We start from the raw sequence: 16917 nt of genomic DNA on the forward strand, positions 1-16917 counted from the left end.
CGCAGCCACCGAAAGGACCAGAAATGGCCATCACCGTTACAGACCCCCGGCCGATCGAGCGTGCGGAGGAGATCCTCACCCCCAAGGCCCTGGCGTTCGTGGAGGAGCTCCACAAGCGCTTCGCCGGCACCCGCAATGAGCTGCTCGCCGCCCGCGGCATCAAGCGCCAGCGCGTCGCCGAAACCGGCAAGCTGGATTTCCTGCCGGAGACCCAGGACGTGCGCGACGGCGACTGGAAGGTTGCCGAGGCACCGGAAGCGCTGCAGGACCGCCGGGTTGAAATGACCGGTCCCGCCAGCCCGGCCAAGATGGCCATCAATGCCCTGAACTCCGGCGCCAAGGTGTGGCTCGCGGACCTTGAGGACGCCAGCACCCCCACCTGGTCCAACGTCATCGACTCCATCCTGAACCTGCGCGACGCCGCCACCGGCAGCCTGAGCTACACCTCGCCCGACGGCAAGGAATACACGCTCCGCACCGACGCCCCGCTCGCCGTGGTGGTGGCCCGCCCGCGCGGCTGGCACCTGCCGGAAAAGCACCTGCTGATCGACGGCGAACCCGCCGTCGGTGCGCTGGTGGACTTCGGCCTGCACTTCTTCCACGTGGCCAAGCAGCTGGTGCTCAACGGCCAGGGCCCGTACTACTACCTGCCCAAGATGGAGAGCCACCTTGAGGCCCGCCTCTGGAACGAGGTGTTCGTCTATGCGCAGGACTTCCTGGGCCTTGGACAGGGCACCATCCGTGCCACCGTCCTGATCGAGACCATCCCGGCGGCTTTTGAAATGGACGAGATCCTCTACGAGCTGCGCGACCACGCATCCGGCCTGAACGCCGGCCGCTGGGACTACCTCTTCAGCATCATCAAGTACTTCCGTGATGCCGGCGAGGAATTCGTCCTGCCGGACCGCGCCTCCGTGGTGATGACAGCACCGTTCATGCGTGCCTACACGGAACTCCTGGTCAAGACCTGCCACCAGCGCGGCGCGTTCGCCATGGGCGGCATGGCCGCGGTCATCCCCAACCGCCGCCACCCCGAGGTCACCGAGGCCGCCTTCGCCAAGGTCCGCGCGGACAAAACCCGTGAAGCCAACGACGGGTTCGACGGCTCGTGGGTGGCCCACCCGGACCTGGTCCCCACGTGCCGCGAGGTGTTCGATGCCGTGCTCGGCGACCCGGAAAAGGGCGGCCGCCCCAACCAGCTTGATAAGCAGCGCCCCGAGGTGTCCGTCACGGCGGATCAGCTCCTGGACATCGCCTCGGCCGACGGCCAGGTCACCGAAGGCGGGCTGCGCCTGAACCTGTACGTCGCCGTCGCGTACACCGCGGTGTGGCTGTCCGGCAACGGCGCAGTGGCCATCCACAACCTGATGGAGGATGCCGCCACTGCTGAAATCTCCCGCTCGCAGGTGTGGCAGCAGATCCGCAACAAGTCGGTCCTTGCCGATACCGGCAACACCGTGACCCGTGAGCTGGTGGAGCGGATCCTGGGCGAGGAAACGGAACGGCTCCGCACGGAGTTCGGCGACGAAGCGTTCCGCCGCTACTACAAGCCGGCCAGCGACCTGATCGCGGATATCTGCCTGTCGGAGGACTACACGGACTTCCTCACCACCCCGGCCTACGAACTGGTGGACTGAGATGGCCGAATCCTCCTTCAGCAGCTCAGACCTCGCCAGGATCGAGGAACAGCTGGCCGCGACTGACCAGCTGCTGGAACGCAATTACCCGGGCGACGACGGCTCCCGCCAGCCCGTCCACACCGTCTACGTTCCGGCGGACCGGTTCACGCCGTCGTTCGCTGCCGACTGGGGCGCCCAGGCGCTCGCGGAGGCGGCGGCCCACGGCGGGCTCGAGAAGCTCGGTGCGCTGTTGGGCCAGGACGCCGAACTCGCCGGGGCGGTCGCGTCACGGGTCCGGGCCAAGCTCGAAAGCGAGCCGATCGAAGACCTGCGCCTCGACTTCGAAGATGGCTACGGTGACCGCGGCGACGAGGCAGAAGACGCCGACGCCGTTGCTGCCGCCCACACTGTGGCCGCAGCAGTCGCCACCGGCACGGCCCCGCCGTTCATCGGCATCCGCTTCAAGTGCTTCGAGGCACCTACCCGGACCCGCGGCCTGAAGACGCTGGACCTGTTCGTCTCCACGCTCGCTGCTGCCGGCGAGCTTCCCGCGGGGCTGGTCCTCACCCTGCCCAAGGTCACCACCGTGGCGCAGGTCCAGGCCATGGACTTCGCCGTGTCCCGGCTGGAGGAAGCCCACGGGCTTCCCGCCGGACGGCTCCGCTTCGAAGTCCAGGTGGAAACGCCGCAGCTGATCCTCGGGCCGGATGGCACCTCCCCCGTGGCACAGCTTCCGCACGTGGTTCCGGGACGCATCAGCGCCCTGCACTACGGCACCTACGACTACTCCGCCTCGCTGCAGATTTCGGCCGAATACCAGTCCATGGAGCACCCCGTGGCGGACTTCGCCAAGGAAGTGATGCAGCTGGCCGTCGCGGGCACGGGCATCCGGCTCTCCGACGGTTCCACCAACATCATCCCGGTGGGCGACGCCGTCGAGGATGCCTGGAAGCTGCACGGCCGGCTGGTCCGGCGTTCGCTGGAACGTGGCTACTACCAGGGCTGGGACCTGCACGCCGCGCAGCTGCCCAGCCGGTTCGCCGCCACGTATGCCTTCTACCGGGAGGGCCTCCCGGCCGCCGCCGCACGGCTGCGGAACTATGTGGAACACACCGAAGGCGGGGTTATGGACGAACCCGCCACAGCCCGGGCACTGGCGGCCTTCGTCCTGCGCGGCGTCCAGTGCGGCGCCGTGGGGACCGACGAGGTCCAGGCGCTTGCCGGCGTCGAGCTTTCCCAGCTGACCGCACTGGCGCACCCGCGGCTGGCACACTCCACTTCGAAGTAAGGATTCCAAGATGGGCAAGTACTACTACCCCCAGGGCGGCCTGCCGCCGCAGACCCACCTCACCACGGAGCGGGCCATCGTCACGGAGGCGTACACGGTCATCCCCAAGGGCGTTATGACCGACATCGTAACCAGCACCCTGCCGGGTTTCTCCAACACGCGCTCCTGGATCCTGGCCCGCCCGATTTCCGGGTTTGCCACCACGTTCTCGCAGCTGATCGTGGAGATCGGCCCCGGCGGCGGCGCTCCCAGGGCCGAGTTTGAGCCCGGCGTCGAAGGCGTCGTCTTCGTCACCAAGGGCAAGGTCAACCTGACCCTCGACGGCGAACTGCACCAGCTTGAGGAGGGCGGCTACGCCTACCTGGCCGCCGGCGCCACCTGGGGCCTGGAGAACGTCTCGGATGACATTGTCTCCTTCCAATGGATCCGTAAGGCCTACGAGCGGCTTGAGGGTTACGAGGCAAAGTCCTTCGTCACCAGTGATGCCGAGGTGGAACCCACCGCGATGCCGGATACCGACGGCGCCTGGAAGACCACCCGCTTCACGGATTCCAGCGACCTGGCGCACGACATGCAGGTGAACATTGTGACGTTCCAGCCGGGCGGGGTCATCCCGTTCCCGGAGACCCACGTTATGGAGCATGGCCTGTACGTCCTGGAGGGCAAAGCCATGTACCTGCTCAACAATGACTGGGTGGAGGTGGAGGCCGGCGACTTCATGTGGCTGCGCGCGTTCTGCCCGCAGGCTTGCTACGCCGGAGGTCCCGGCCAGTTCCGTTACCTGCTGTACAAGGACATGAACCGCCAGATTCGCCTCACCTGAATCGCGTTACGGATCCCGGCAGAGGCCGACGGCGGAACTCACGTTCCGCCGTCGGCCTCTGTTCGTGGGGGCTTGGCGCTAGCCCCGGCGACGAACTTTCATCCCTTGGCCGTTGCTGGAGTGACCAGATTTAATCCTGTTATGCGCGGGACGGCATACTGGCGGCCTCGTGAAAAAACCCGGCAAGACGGTGGCACTAGCCCTAGCGCCCGGCCAAGCGCAGGCGCACGATGGAGGTACCGGGTCTCAACTATCACAAGGAATCCGGGGTGAGCCCCCCGCTTAGCCGGGGCGTGCTGTTTGAAAATGGGACGGGCAGGCTGCTGCCGCCACACTGATCAAATGCGACGTACCCCGTCGCGCCTATGACGACGTGTTCAGTCGCGTCCGCTTTTGTGCTGTCCAAAAAATGGTGTTTCGCATCCTTAATAGGAGCAAAAATGTCTAGCAATCCAACAATGAAAACCCGTTCAATCAGGGCAAGGATCGCCTTGGTTCCGGCCCTCTCATTAAGTCTGCTCGGCGGTTCCGCGGCAATGGCTGCCCCGGCCCAGGCTGACAATGATCATGATTCAAAACATGGATGTACCGTCAAAGCCCTGAAGCCCTCGGACGAACGCGGCGTATGGGTGAACTTCAAGATCAGCGTGAACTGTAAAGATGGGAAGCGGACTGTCCACATCAAGCAGGTACGCTACGAAGCTGACCGCGGCCGCGATACCTTCCTGGGTGACGACTACATTAAGCGCGACGTGAAGGGCTACAAGGTAATAGACAGCCTTGACAAAGTCCGGTCGAACCTCGACCGCAACGGCAGCGAAGAGGTCTATCACGTGATCTGGTACGGGGTTGAGGACGACCACGGCAAGGTAACCAAGTGGTTCTACGACAAGAGCGACACCCTGAGGTACGTCAACGCGCATTATGACCGCTAGCAGGGGTCCAGTTCGTTCACAACGTCCAGTTGGTTCACCAAAAATCCACGCAGTCCTGAGCCAGGGGCCCACACCCCTGGCTCTTCGCTGCGCCCCGCAGGTCAGACCGTGGCGGGGTCCGTGTTGGCGCCGCAGAGAATCACGGCCACGCGTTCCCCGGCCGCCGGGACATAGGCGCCGGAGTGCAGGGCGGCGAAAGCCGCAGCCGCGCCGTGCTCCACGACGATCCGGTACTGCTCCCACAGCAGGGAGCGGGCGGCCACGATGTCCGCGTCGGAGACCAGCACAGCCCGCACGCCGGTACGGACGGCCACCTCGAAGCCGATCCGGCCGATCTGGCGTGCGCCCAGGGAATCGGCGGCGACCCCGGAGACGGCCACGTCCACGGGAGTCCCCGCCGCGAGCGCGGCATGCAGGGTGGGCGTGGTCTCGGACTCGACGCCCACCACCTTGGCATGGCCCTCGACGGCGGCCGCGACCCCCGCCATGAGCCCGCCGCCGCCCACGGCCACCACCACCGTGTCCACGTCGCCCAACTGTGCCAGCAGTTCGGTTCCGATCGTGCCCGCGCCGGCGGCGATCTCGGGCTGGTCGTAGGCATGGCAGTAGACGGCGCCCGTCTCGGCGGCGTACGCCATCGCGGCGTCGTAGGCCTCGGAATATTCGGCACCGTGCTGGACCACGTGGGCGCCGATGGCCACGAGCTTCCTGACCTTCACGGCGGGGGCGGTCTCGGGCACGAAGACGGTGGCAGGGACGCCGACTTCCGTGGCGGCGTAGGCGTTGGCGAGGCCGGCGTTGCCGCCGGAGGCCACCACGATGCCCACGTCGTCCTTCAGCTCGCCGCGTTCCCGGCAGGCCAGGACCCGGTTAAACGCGCCCCGGGCCTTGAAGGTGCCGGTGTGCTGCATGAACTCACACTTGAGCCACACCTCGCCGGGGAGCACGCCGGCATCGGCCTTCAGCACGGGCGTGACGCGGACCCTCCCGTCGATGCGGGCAGCGGCTTCGTCGACGTCGGCGCGTGTGATCACTCGGAAATCCTCGTTTCGGTGGGGCTGGATCGAACCTTCAGGCTATCGCCCGCCTGGACAGCCGCCGGGCAGCCAGCCATGGAACTCATGTCCGGGCATCCCCTCCTCCAGTAGGATGTCCCCCATGCCGATAGCTGCGCTGAAGGCCCCTGGAATCGGCGTTTCCCGTGCTGTGCTGGATACGGTCTGGGACCGTTTGTTTTTCCTGGTCGGCGGCGTCTCGGCCGCGTGGCTGTCCTACCTGCTTCTGCGGGTCAGCTTCGAGTGGGGCTGGGCGCAGATCTGGTTCGCCGTTGTCTTCTGGGCCCTTCTCGCATACCTGGTGCTGCCCCGGCTGCACAGCATCCTGACCCGCCTGTACGTCCCGGACTATTTCATCGGCCGGGCCCGGACCAGCGACGGGTTGCTCGGCGATCCCGTCAATGTTGCCCTGCGCGGCTCCGAAGCCCAGATCCACTCCGTCATGCACCGGGCGGGGTGGACCATCTCCGACGACGTGACGCTAGCCAGCAGTTGGCGGATCGTGACATCCACCATCCTGCGCCGCAGCTACGACGAGGCGCCGGTCAGCCCGCTCATGCTGTTCGGGCGCCAGCAGGACTTCGCCTACCAGCAGGAGGTGGACGGGAATCCGGGCAAGCGCCACCACGTCCGGTTCTGGCGCTGCTATCCCGGCTGGCTGCTTCCGGGCGGGCACGCGGTGGAGTGGCTGGCGGCCGGGACCTATGACCGCAGCGTCGGCTTCTCCCTCTTCACCCTGCAGATCACCCACAAGATCGACGAGAACACCGATACCGAACGCGACCACATCGTTTCAAGCATCGTCAAGACTGAGCCCCTGGCGAAGGTGGAGATGCTCCGTGACTTCTCCACCGGCTACCACACCCGCAACGGCGGAGGCGATACCATCACCACCGACGGCGACCTTCCCATCGTGGACCTGGGAGCGATCACCGTGCCGCCGCAGGTGGCCCAGCATCCGCCCAGCGACAGCCGGAACAAGCGGCCGGCGCCCACCATCGTCGGGGCACTTCTCGCCGGGGCGCGGGCCGTGGCGGCCATTGTCGCAGTGGTGTCCGGCTTCCTGTCCCCGGACGATCTGCTGCAGGGCCTCAGCATCCAGTCCGACGACGGATCAAACCTCACGGCGGTCCAATCCGAGGTTGTCCTCTACGCAGGATTGGGCTTCGTGAGTCTCGTTGCCCTGGGCGAACTCCTGCTGGCCTGGCTCGTCTTCCTGGGCAGCAACCGCGCCCGCGTCACCGCCATGGCCCTGAGCACGGCAGCCATCGCCACCCAGGCGATCGATGTCGTGAACGGCGGCTCGCTGGCAACACTGGAGGCAAACCTGCCGGGCCTCACCCTGGACATCCTGCTGATCCTCGCGCTCTCCAGCGAAAGGGCCCGTATTTATGCACGGCGGGACCGCAAGGAACCCAAACGGGATTCGACGCGTCCCGGCGGCCGCGCCCCATTCTGAACTGCGGAAGCTAAAGGCCCGCCAGTGATTTCGGCGACTGATGCCCGCTTGTCACTCAGGTATCCCTTTGTCGAACCAATCCGCCCTTGACTCCGACCCCTACCTTCCCTAGACTTTTCATAAAGCAGAATCTAAATTCCACCAAGCGGAAATGGTGAAGACGCCAAGAAGCACCGGGATTAGAACAAGCCCCTCCTCGGAAGGACCTACGATGACGTACACAGTGAACTGCTCCATCCTCCTTACGGAGCTTCCCCTGCTCGAGCGACCCGCAGCCGCGAAGGCTGCCGGTTTTGACGCCGTCGAGTTCTGGTGGCCTTTTGAAACTTCCGTCCCCACCGACGCCCAGGTCACCGGGTTCGAGAACGCCATCAAGGACGCCGGCGTCCAGCTCACCGGCCTGAACTTCAACGCCGGCAACATGCCAGGCGGTGACCGCGGCCTGGTTTCCTGGCCCGCACGCTCCACCGAATTCCGGGACAACATCGACGTCGTTGCCGGCATCGGCGAGCGGCTAGGCTGCAAAGCGTTCAACGCCCTCTACGGCAACCGGATCGAGGGCGAATCGGCCGAGAAGCAGGACGCTATCGGTGCAGAAAACCTCGCCGCGGCAGCTGCCGGCGTCGCCCGCATCGGCGGCACCGTCCTCCTGGAACCGGTCAGCGGCGCACCCAGGTACCCGCTCCTCACAGCTGAAGACGCACTCAAGGTCATCGCCCGCGTCAAGGCTGAATCCGGCGTCGACAACGTCAAGCTCCTCGCGGACTTCTACCACCTGGCAGTCAACGGGGACGACGTCGCCGCCGTCATCGAAAACCACGCCAAGGACTTCGGCCACATCCAGATTGCCGACAACCCCGGCCGCGGGGCTCCCGGAACCGGTGAGCTTCCCCTCGGCGAATGGATCGCCCGCAGCCGCGAACTCGGCTACGAGGGCTACATCGGCCTCGAATACAAGGAACCGCAGGAAACTGCCTTCGCCTGGGCCATCCGCCAGCGCGCTTCCCGCTAACCCCACCCACCCAACTAAGTAGCAGCAGATGTCGTTTTGAGCCCTCATAACGACACCTACTGCTACCTAGTTGGGTCCGGCTTCCTCGATCACCCCACAGACTTCAGAAAGCGAACCATCATGAGCAACGTTGCAGTCATCGGACTCGGAATCATGGGCCTGCCCATGGCCATCAACCTCGTCAAGGCCGGCCACACCGTCACCGGCTTCAACCGCAGCCAGGACAAGATCGACAAGCTCGTCTCCGAAGGCGGCAAGGGTGCCATGAGCATCGCCGACGCCGTTAAAGAGGCCGACGTCGTCATCACCATGGTGCCGGACTCCCCCGATGTCGAGGGTGTCGTCAGCGGCAAGGAGGGCGTCTTCGCCAACGCCAAGAAAGGCATCCTCTGGATCGACGCCTCCAGCATCCGCCCGGATGTCGCCAAGCGCCTCTCCGACGATGCCCGCGAAGCCGGGATCCGGCCACTGGACGCCCCGGTTTCCGGCGGTGAGCAGGGCGCCATCGACGCCGCCCTGTCCATCATGGTCGGCGGCGAAAAAGGCGACTTCGAGTCAGCACAGGATGTCCTGAACGCCGTCGGCAAGACCATCGTCCACGTCGGCCCGTCCGGCTCCGGCCAGACCGTCAAGGCAGCCAACCAGCTGATCGTGGCCGTCAACATCGAGGTCCTTGGCGAGGCCATCGCCTTCCTCGAGGCCTACGGCGTGGACACCGACGCCGCCCTCAAGGTCTTGGGCGGCGGCCTGGCCGGCTCCAAGGTCCTGGACCAGAAGGGCCAGAAGATGCTCGACCGCAACTTCGACCCCGGCTTCCGCCTGGCCCTCCACCACAAGGACCTCGGCATCGTCACTTCTGCAGCCCGCGAAGCCAACGTCGCCATCCCCCTCGGCGCCGTCGTCGCACAGCTCGTCGCCGCAACCGTCAACCAGGGGGACGGCGGCCTGGACCACTCAGGACTCTTCAAGCAGGTCCTGCAGCTCAGCGGCCGCGAGTAACCCAGCCGCCCACAGGGCACAAGCAAACAACGAACCAGGGCACCCGCCGTCGTACTTAAACGACGGCGGCTCCCCCGGTACACCCAAAAACACCCAAATTCTCGCCCCCAAGGGGCAAATTCAAGGAGCACACCATGAGCAAGATGCGCACCGTTGACGCTGCCGTTGCCATCCTGGAAAAGGAAGGCGCCATCGAGGCGTTCGGCCTGCCAGGCGCGGCAATCAACCCCTTCTATTCCGCCATGCGGGCCCACGGCGGAATCCGCCACACGCTGGCCCGCCACGTCGAAGGCGCCAGCCACATGGCTGACGGATACTCCCGCGCCAAGGACGGCAACATCGGCATCTGCATCGGCACGTCCGGCCCCGCCGGCACCGACATGATCACCGGCCTCTACGCGGCCTGGGCCGATTCCATCCCGATGCTCTGCATCACCGGCCAGGCCCCCGTGGCCAAGCTGCACAAGGAAGACTTCCAGGCCGTGGACATCGAGTCCATCGCCAAGCCCGTCACCAAGATGGCCATGACCGTCCGGGAACCCGGCCAGGTACCGGGCGCTTTCCAGAAGGCCTTCCAGCTGATGCGCTCCGGCCGGCCGGGCCCGGTGCTGCTGGACCTGCCCATCGATGTGCAGATGGCCGAGATCGAATTTGACATCGACACCTACGAGCCGCTGCCCGTCGAGAAGCCCAAGGCCAGCCGCAAGCAGCTGGAAAAGGCACTGGACATGCTGACCGCCGGCGAGCGCCCGCTGATCGTGGCCGGCGGCGGCATCATCAACGCCGGCGCCTCCGAGCAGCTGGTGGAGTTGGCCGAGATCCTGAACGTTCCCGTCATCCCCACGCTGATGGGCTGGGGCTCCATCGCCGATGACCACCGCCTGATGGCCGGCATGGTGGGCCTGCAGACCTCCCACAGGTATGGCAACGAGAACTACCTGCGCAGCGACTTTGTGATCGGCATCGGCAACCGCTGGGCCAACCGCCACACCGGCGGTCTGGACACCTACACGGCCGGCCGGAAGTTCGTGCACGTTGACATCGAGCCGACGCAGATCGGCCGCGTGTTCTCACCGGATTTGGGCATCGCGTCCGACGCCGGTGCGGCGCTGGCCGGGCTGATTGACCTCGCCCGTGATCGTAAAGCGGCAGGGTCCCTGCCGGACTACTCCGCCTGGGTGGCCGAATGCCAGGACCGCAAGGCCAGCCTGCACCGCAAGACACACTTCCAGAACATCCCCATCAAGCCGCAGCGTGTGTACGAGGAGATGAACAAGTCGTTCGGCAAGGACACCACGTACGTGTCCACCATCGGGCTCTCCCAGATTGCGGGCGCGCAGATGCTGCACGTCTTCGGCCCGCGCAAGTGGATCAACGCCGGCCAGGCCGGTCCCCTGGGCTGGACTGCCCCGGCGGCCCTCGGAGTGGTCCGCGGCAAGCCGGACGAGACCGTTGTTGCCCTGTCCGGCGACTACGATTTCCAGTTCATGATCGAGGAACTGGCCGTGGGCGCGCAGTTCAACCTGCCGTACATCCACGTGGTGGTGAACAACTCCTACCTGGGCCTGATCCGGCAGTCGCAGCGCGGCTTCAGCATGGAACAGAACGTGTCGCTGGCGTTCGAGAACATCAACAGCGCGGACCTGTCCGAGAACGCAAGGGGCTACGGCGTGGACCACCTCAAGGTGGCCGAGGGCCTGGGCTGCAAGGCCCTGCGCGTGGAGGACCCCAACGACCTCGCCGCAGCGTTCGGCAAGGCCAAGGCCCTGATGGGCGAATTCCAGGTGCCCGTGGTGGTGGAAGTGATCCTGGAAAAGATCACCAACATCTCCATGGGTGTGGAAATCAACGCCGTGAACGAGTTCGAGGAACTGGCCGAGACCGCCGCCGACGCGCCCACCGCCATCCTGGCAATGCAGGCCTGACATGCGGATCGTGATCGCGCCGGACAAGTTCAAGGGATCGCTGTCGGCACCGGACGTCTGCAGGCACCTGGAAAAGGGCCTGCAGACGGCCGCCGCCGAGGCAAGAATCAGCAATTTGGACATCCTCCGGATCCCCGTAGCCGACGGCGGCGAGGGCACCCTCGATGCCGCCGTCGGCTCCGGTTTCACCCGCCTAAGCGCCACGGTCAGCGGCCCCACCGGCCAACCGATCGAGGCGGACTTTGCCGTCCGGGGCCACGAGGCGGTCATCGAGATGGCGGCGGCCTCGGGCCTGGCCCTCCTCCCGCAGGTGCTCGGCGGCGGTCAGCCTGATTCCGCCAGTGCAACCACGGCCACGAGCCTGGGCACCGGCGAGCTGATCCGCGCTGCACTGGACGCCGGCTGCCGCCGGATCATCCTGGGCGTGGGCGGCAGCGCCAATACCGACGGCGGCGCCGGGCTCCTGCAGGGTCTTGGTGCCAGGTTCCTCGACGCCGGGAACAACGAACTGCCCGCCGGAGGAGCGGCACTGGCCAATCTCCACAGCATCGACTTCACCCACTTTGAACCACGCCTGGTGGACACACGCTTTGTGCTGGCGTCCGACGTCGACAATCCCCTGCTGGGCCCCGAGGGCGCCGCGGCGGTTTTCGGCCCGCAAAAGGGCGCCACACCACAGGACGTCGATACCCTCGACGCCGCCCTGGCCAGGTTTGTCGAAGTCCTGGCCAGGGAAATCGGATTCCGCGCACACCGTGCGGCAGAGGCTCCGGGAGCCGGGGCAGCCGGGGGCGTGGGCTACGCGGCCATCGCCGTGCTGGCCGCGACGCGGCGGCCGGGCATCGACGTCGTGCTTGAATTCACGGAACTGGTCCGCCGCCTGGCAGGTGCGGACCTGGTGATCACCGGCGAGGGCAGCCTGGACGAACAAAGCCTGCTCGGCAAGACACCCGTGGGCGTTGCCCGGGCGGCGGCCGCGGCCGGTGTTCCGGTGGTGGCTGTCTGCGGCCGCACTACACTGACCACGGAACAGCAGCAGGATTCCGGTTTCCGGCAGGTCTACCCGCTGACAGACCTTGAACCCCAGGTAGATATTTGTATAGCTCAAGCAGGGTCCCTGCTTGAAGAATTAGGAAAGAACATTTGCAAGGAACTGGCCAACCCGGTCCCGGCAGATGGCATCGGCACAAAGGAGCCCCTGAATGTCTGAAGAACGCTTTGACCTGGTGATCCGGGGCCAGCGTGTCCTCACCACGGCCGGCATCGCAGCCCGTGAAGTGGGCGTGCGCGGCGGCAGGATCGTGGCCATAGAACCCCTCGGCAACGGCCTTGCCGGCGCAGAACTGATCGAGCTGGCCGACGACGAGACCCTCCTCCCCGGCCTGGTGGACACCCATGTCCACGTCAACGAACCCGGCCGGACCGAGTGGGAGGGCTTCGCCTCCGCCACCCGGGCGGCCGCCGCCGGCGGTGTCACCACCATCATCGACATGCCGCTGAACTCCGTCCCTCCCACCACCACCGTGGAAGGCCTCAAGCTAAAGCGGGAGGTGGCGGAAGACCAGGCCTTCGTGGACGTCGGGTTCTGGGGCGGCGCCATCCCTGGCAACAAACAGGAACTCCGCGGCCTGCATGACGAAGGCGTCTTCGGCTTCAAGTGCTTCCTCCTGCACTCCGGGGTGGACGAGTTCCCCCACCTGGAAGCGGACGAGATGGAGGAGGACATGGCCGAGCTCAAGTCCTTCGATTCCCTCATGATCGTCCACGCCGAGGACTCCCACGCCATCGACCGAGCCCCGCACCCGGGCGGCGACCACTACGAAACGTTCCTGGCTTCCCGCCCGCGCGGAGCCGAGAACAAGGCCATCGCCGAGGTTATCGAGCGCGCCCGCTGGACCGGCGCGCGCGCCCACATCCTGCACCTCTCCTCCTCCGACGCGCTGCCCATGATCGCGAGTGCAAAGCGCGACGGCGTCCGCCTCACCGTGGAGACCTGCCCGCACTACCTCACGCTCACGGCCGAGGAGATTCCGGACGGCGCCACGGCTTACAAGTGCTGCCCGCCCATCCGCGAAGCCTCCAACCGTGAGCTGCTGTGGAAGGGCCTGCAGGACGGCACCATCGATTGCATCGTCTCGGACCACTCCCCCTCCACCCTGGACCTGAAGGACCTGGAAAACGGCGACTTCGCCGTGGCCTGGGGCGGCGTCTCCTCCCTGCAGTTGGGGCTCTCCGTGATCTGGACCGAAGCACGGCACCGCGGCATCACCCTGGAACAGGTGGTTTCCTGGATGGCTGAGAAGCCCGCCGCCCTGGCCCGCCTGCACAACAAGGGCCAGCTGGCGCTCGGCTACGACGCGGACTTCGCCATCTTCGCTCCGGATGAGGCGTTTGTGGTGGACGTTTCCAAGCTCAAGCACAAGAACCCCATCACGCCCTACGACGGCAAGGCACTCTCCGGCGTCGTCCGCAAAACCTACCTGCGCGGCAAAGAGATCGACGGCCGCACGCCCAGCGGCAAGCTGATCCGCCGCGGCGGCGTCTGAGGCATAGGGCGATGGCCGTCAACGTCCATGCTCCATACCTGCGGCCGCGCGCGGGCTCACGTCCGGGCGCGGGTCCAGGCCTTCAGCAAGGTTTACAACCAGGCCTTCAGCCGCGCGGCTTGGCGGTCTGGCTGCAGCCTTGTGACGGCCAGGACATCGACCCGGCGGTCTGGGCACAGGCTGCCCAGGCAGTCCTGGCACGCGCCCGCCAGCTTGCTCCCAAAGCCGAAGTCCGGGTGTGGCCCGACGCCGAAAACGGAACGTCCGGCGTCGAAAGTTCAAGCGCTGTCGAACGTTCAATCGCCGTCGAATTTTCAGACGCCGCAGAATCAGACGCCGGAGGTGCAGACGGGGGAGGTGCAGACGCCGCCGGCCTGCCAGTTTCCCTGGCCGGGCGGCGGAGCACCGTGGCGGTGGATCTGGCCCAGGACGCTGTACTGCTGGACGGTGTCCCGGTGAGCTTCACCGGCATGGAATACAGCCTCCTGCGGTACCTCGTGGAGAATCTGTCCCGCCCGATTCAGCGTGAAGAACTGCAGGGCTTTTTGGAGTCCCTGGACTGCCCCGGCGCGGCATTCCGCTCTATCGACGTCTACGTTGGCCGCATCCGGCGCAAGCTGGGCTCGGCCCGCCACGCCATCGCGACGGTGCGTGGGGGCGGGTACCAGTTCGTGCCCGGACCGGGCAGTACTGTCCGCGGGCCAGCCGAATACTGCATCTAGGCCCCCTTTCTTCATTGCCGGCAACGGCCGGTGTCCCCTCCCCCCAAGAAAAAAGTCAAGGATCGCTACATGACCCAGAAACTCCTCGCCGGAACCCAGGCCCCCGATTTCGCACTGCTGAACGCCGACGGCCACAAGGTCTCCCTATCCGATTACCGCGGACGCAACGTCGTTGTGTACTTCTACCCAAAAGCCGCCACCCCCGGCTGCACCACTGAGGCCTGCGACTTCCGCGACAACCTCGCCAGCCTCCAGTCCTCCGGCTACGAAGTCCTGGGCATCTCCCCCGACGCCCCCGAGAGGTTGGCCGCCTTTGCGGACGATTTCGCCCTGACGTTCCCGCTGCTCTCCGACGAGGACCACGCCGTGGCGCAGGCCTACGGCGCCTGGGGCGAAAAGATACTGAACGGCGAAGTGGTGGAAGGCCTGGTCCGTTCCACCGTGGTGCTCGACGCCGAAGGCAAGGTCACGCTCACCCAGTACCAGATCCAGGCCCAGGGCCACGTCGCAGCGCTCAAGGCGGAGCTGGGCGTTTGACGGCTGGGCACCTAGCGGTTGGGTGTCTATCAGCTGGGCACACGTAACCGCCGGGCGTCGTAGTTACGCAGCGAGCCGGCCGAGGCAGTAGTTTTTGGCGAAGTGCCGGACATGCCGTGGCAGCCGCGGATAGACCAGCGCGGACCAGCGGGTGGTGAGGTCGAAAAGGCGGCCGTGACACTCACTCCAGGGCAGCCCGTACCCGCACCGAAGATGATCGGGCAAGAGGCCAGCGGTGATGAACCGGATCAATGGCATGCTCAGCCGGAGCCAGAGCGGGCCGGTTGGCGGGTAGAGCAGATCGCGGCCTACGCGGACGGCGACGTCGTCCAGCTCAAGCGACTGCATCCGTGCGTACCAATACGTCCTGAAGGCTGCACGGTCGGCCGGCCACAGGTCCGCTGGCAACTGCAGGACGGTGCCCATCCTTGCATAGTCCTGGTACATGAGCTCGGCGTTCTCGTCATCCAGCGGGCCGTAGATTTTGTCGTAGATAGTCACCGCTGTGTCGTAGAGGGTGGCCACCACCCAGAGCTGTGACTCGGCGTCGAAAGCGCTGTAGCCGTGCGAGCCGGCGCCGGGCTTCCGGCGTACCGGGCCGTGCGCCTTGTTCACGCTGCGGCGCACGGCGGCGACCTGGGCATCGGTGCCGTACCTCACCGCGTAAACGTACGTGAGGGTGGCCCGGAACCGGTCAAACGGCCGGGCAACAAAATCGCTGTGCTCGGCCACACCGTGGCCCACCGCCGGATTCGCGATCTGCAGCAAAATGGCGCGGCCGGCCCCCGCGAGCAGAACGCCTTCCGCTCCGATGTCAGCCATGTTGCGCTCCATGCCCCACCATACCGAGAATCCCTGCGGCCGGTACAGAGACCGGCCCCCAACTCATCCATCGCTGAGCGCCCAACATCGGTGGTTGAGCTTGCACCCGCCCGGTGCTTGAGCGCGAAGATCGGTGGTTGAGCTTGCACCCGCCCGGTGGTTGAGCCTGTCGAAGCCGGGTTTCGACAGGCTCAACCACCGGGCCGACGTAATCCCGTCAGGCCTGCAGCGGTACCGACAACGTACCGAGCTCCGTCGAGTCCGGCGGGTTGGCCCCCGGCCGGGAGCAGGTGATGGCTGCGGCGCGGTTGGCGTAGGCGGCGAGCGACCGCAGATCATCTACCATCAGGGCATGCAGCCGTGGCCGGCCAGCAGCGCCAAGTGCTTTGAGTTGGTCCAGGCCGGCGATGAGCGCGGCCATGAAAGAGTCCCCGGCGCCTACGGTGTCTGCCACAGTAATGGCTTCGGCCGCCATCTCGACCCTGCCGTGGCGGGACAGGATGACCGGACCGGCGGCGCCGCGCGTCATGGCCACCACTGCCGGCCCGAGTTCCAGCCATGCTGAAAGTGACTGCTCCGGCGTCCGGTCCGGGTAGAGCCAGGCCAGGTCCTCATCGCTGGCTTTGACGATGTCGCTGGCGGCGACAAAGCGTTCCGCCTGCCCGCGTGCCGCAGCCACATCCGGGCTGATCCCGGGACGGCAATTCGGATCGTAGCTGATGCTCGCGTGCTCCCCCGCTGCTGCCAGGAGCGCAAGCGTGGCCTGGTCTCCGGGAGCAACCGCGGCCGCGATGGAGCCCGTGTGGACATGGCGGGAACGCTGCACGGCGTCAAGGGCGGGAAGGGCTGCCCCGTTGATGTCCCAGCTGATGTTGAACGCGTACGTGGCGGCGCCGTCGGGACTGAGCGTGGCTGTCGCCGTCGACGTCGGTGCGCTGCCACCCCTGATCGCCGCGACGCCATTGGCGTTGAGGTGGCCTTCGATCAAATCGCCGTAAGGGTCGTCGGCGTAGTGCGTCACGAGCGTGGTCGCCAGGCCCAGCCGGGCCGTCCCCACCGCCACGTTCAGGGGACTCCCGCCCGGGTGCGCCTGCGTGGAAGTCCCATGGGGAGGCGCCTCCCGGTGCGGGCCGCTGATGATGTCCACCAGCGATTCGCCGATAACGGTGATCATG

General features: G+C 66.3%; 15 protein-coding genes. 12 read left to right on the top strand and 3 right to left on the bottom strand.

From position 1 onward, the window contains the following. The first annotated feature begins 23 nt into the window (after nucleotides 1-23). The 4 genes from aceB to IAQ70_RS18010 all read left to right on the top strand — a co-directional run bounded on the left by aceB (nucleotide 24) and on the right by IAQ70_RS18010 (nucleotide 4665). Nucleotides 24-1637, top strand: coding sequence for a malate synthase A (aceB, locus tag IAQ70_RS17995; protein ID WP_190990777.1), 1614 nt, complete (start codon nucleotides 24-26; stop codon nucleotides 1635-1637). A 1-nt stretch (nucleotide 1638) separates the two neighbouring features. After that, nucleotides 1639-2907 (top strand): DUF6986 family protein, encoded by a 1269-nt coding sequence (locus IAQ70_RS18000; RefSeq protein ID WP_190990779.1) that lies wholly within the window; start codon nucleotides 1639-1641, stop codon nucleotides 2905-2907. A gap of 10 nt (nucleotides 2908-2917) precedes the next feature. Further along, complete coding sequence (locus tag IAQ70_RS18005; protein WP_190990781.1) at nucleotides 2918-3730, top strand: bifunctional allantoicase/(S)-ureidoglycine aminohydrolase; 813 nt, start codon at nucleotides 2918-2920, stop codon at nucleotides 3728-3730. A 440-nt stretch (nucleotides 3731-4170) separates the two neighbouring features. Further along, nucleotides 4171-4665 carry a hypothetical protein gene (locus tag IAQ70_RS18010; protein ID WP_190990783.1) on the top strand — a complete coding sequence of 165 codons (495 nt, stop codon included), beginning with the start codon at nucleotides 4171-4173 and terminating at the stop codon, nucleotides 4663-4665. A 101-nt stretch (nucleotides 4666-4766) separates the two neighbouring features. Here the strand turns inward: IAQ70_RS18010 and IAQ70_RS18015 are convergent, their stop codons facing one another. Continuing rightward, nucleotides 4767-5699 (bottom strand): threonine/serine dehydratase, encoded by a 933-nt coding sequence (locus IAQ70_RS18015; RefSeq protein ID WP_190990785.1) that lies wholly within the window; start codon nucleotides 5697-5699, stop codon nucleotides 4767-4769. 124 nt (nucleotides 5700-5823) lie between these two features. Here IAQ70_RS18015 and IAQ70_RS18020 point away from each other — a divergent pair, with 124 nt between their 5' ends. The 8 genes from IAQ70_RS18020 (at nucleotide 5824) to bcp (ending at nucleotide 14920) form a co-directional block, all read left to right on the top strand. Further along, nucleotides 5824-7179: an LssY C-terminal domain-containing protein gene (locus tag IAQ70_RS18020; RefSeq protein WP_190990787.1), complete on the top strand. Its 1356-nt coding sequence runs from the start codon at nucleotides 5824-5826 to the stop codon at nucleotides 7177-7179. A 211-nt stretch (nucleotides 7180-7390) separates the two neighbouring features. After that, nucleotides 7391-8191, top strand: a complete 801-nt coding sequence (locus IAQ70_RS18025; protein ID WP_190990789.1) for a hydroxypyruvate isomerase family protein — start codon at nucleotides 7391-7393, stop codon at nucleotides 8189-8191. Between the two features lie 120 nt (nucleotides 8192-8311). Continuing rightward, complete coding sequence (locus tag IAQ70_RS18030; protein WP_190990791.1) at nucleotides 8312-9190, top strand: 2-hydroxy-3-oxopropionate reductase; 879 nt, start codon at nucleotides 8312-8314, stop codon at nucleotides 9188-9190. A gap of 134 nt (nucleotides 9191-9324) precedes the next feature. After that, on the top strand, nucleotides 9325-11115 hold the full coding sequence (gcl, locus tag IAQ70_RS18035) for a glyoxylate carboligase (RefSeq protein ID WP_190990793.1): 1791 nt from the start codon (nucleotides 9325-9327) through the stop codon (nucleotides 11113-11115). A gap of 1 nt (nucleotide 11116) precedes the next feature. Continuing rightward, the gene (locus IAQ70_RS18040; protein WP_190990795.1) at nucleotides 11117-12325 is read left to right on the top strand and encodes a glycerate kinase; all 1209 of its coding nucleotides are present in this window, start codon (nucleotides 11117-11119) and stop codon (nucleotides 12323-12325) included. Beyond that, nucleotides 12318-13661, top strand: coding sequence for an allantoinase AllB (allB, locus tag IAQ70_RS18045; protein ID WP_190990797.1), 1344 nt, complete (start codon nucleotides 12318-12320; stop codon nucleotides 13659-13661). The genes IAQ70_RS18040 and allB overlap by 8 nt, the downstream gene beginning before the upstream one ends. 11 nt (nucleotides 13662-13672) lie before the next feature. Next, nucleotides 13673-14383, top strand: coding sequence for a winged helix-turn-helix domain-containing protein (locus IAQ70_RS18050; protein ID WP_190990799.1), 711 nt, complete (start codon nucleotides 13673-13675; stop codon nucleotides 14381-14383). Nucleotides 14384-14452: 69 nt separating this feature from the next. Further along, complete coding sequence (bcp, locus tag IAQ70_RS18055; protein WP_190990801.1) at nucleotides 14453-14920, top strand: thioredoxin-dependent thiol peroxidase; 468 nt, start codon at nucleotides 14453-14455, stop codon at nucleotides 14918-14920. Between the two features lie 63 nt (nucleotides 14921-14983). Here bcp and IAQ70_RS18060 read toward each other — a convergent pair whose 3' ends face one another. Both IAQ70_RS18060 and IAQ70_RS18065 read right to left on the bottom strand, forming a co-directional pair. Then, entirely contained in the window at nucleotides 14984-15754 is a 771-nt protein-coding gene (locus IAQ70_RS18060) for an oxygenase MpaB family protein (RefSeq protein WP_190990803.1), read from the bottom strand. 205 nt (nucleotides 15755-15959) lie between these two features. Continuing rightward, nucleotides 15960-16916 (bottom strand): PfkB family carbohydrate kinase, encoded by a 957-nt coding sequence (locus IAQ70_RS18065; RefSeq protein ID WP_190990805.1) that lies wholly within the window; start codon nucleotides 16914-16916, stop codon nucleotides 15960-15962. Nucleotide 16917: the final 1 nt, after the last annotated feature.

This window comes from Pseudarthrobacter sulfonivorans, assembly GCF_014712225.1.
Lineage (GTDB): Bacteria > Actinomycetota > Actinomycetes > Actinomycetales > Micrococcaceae > Arthrobacter > Arthrobacter sulfonivorans.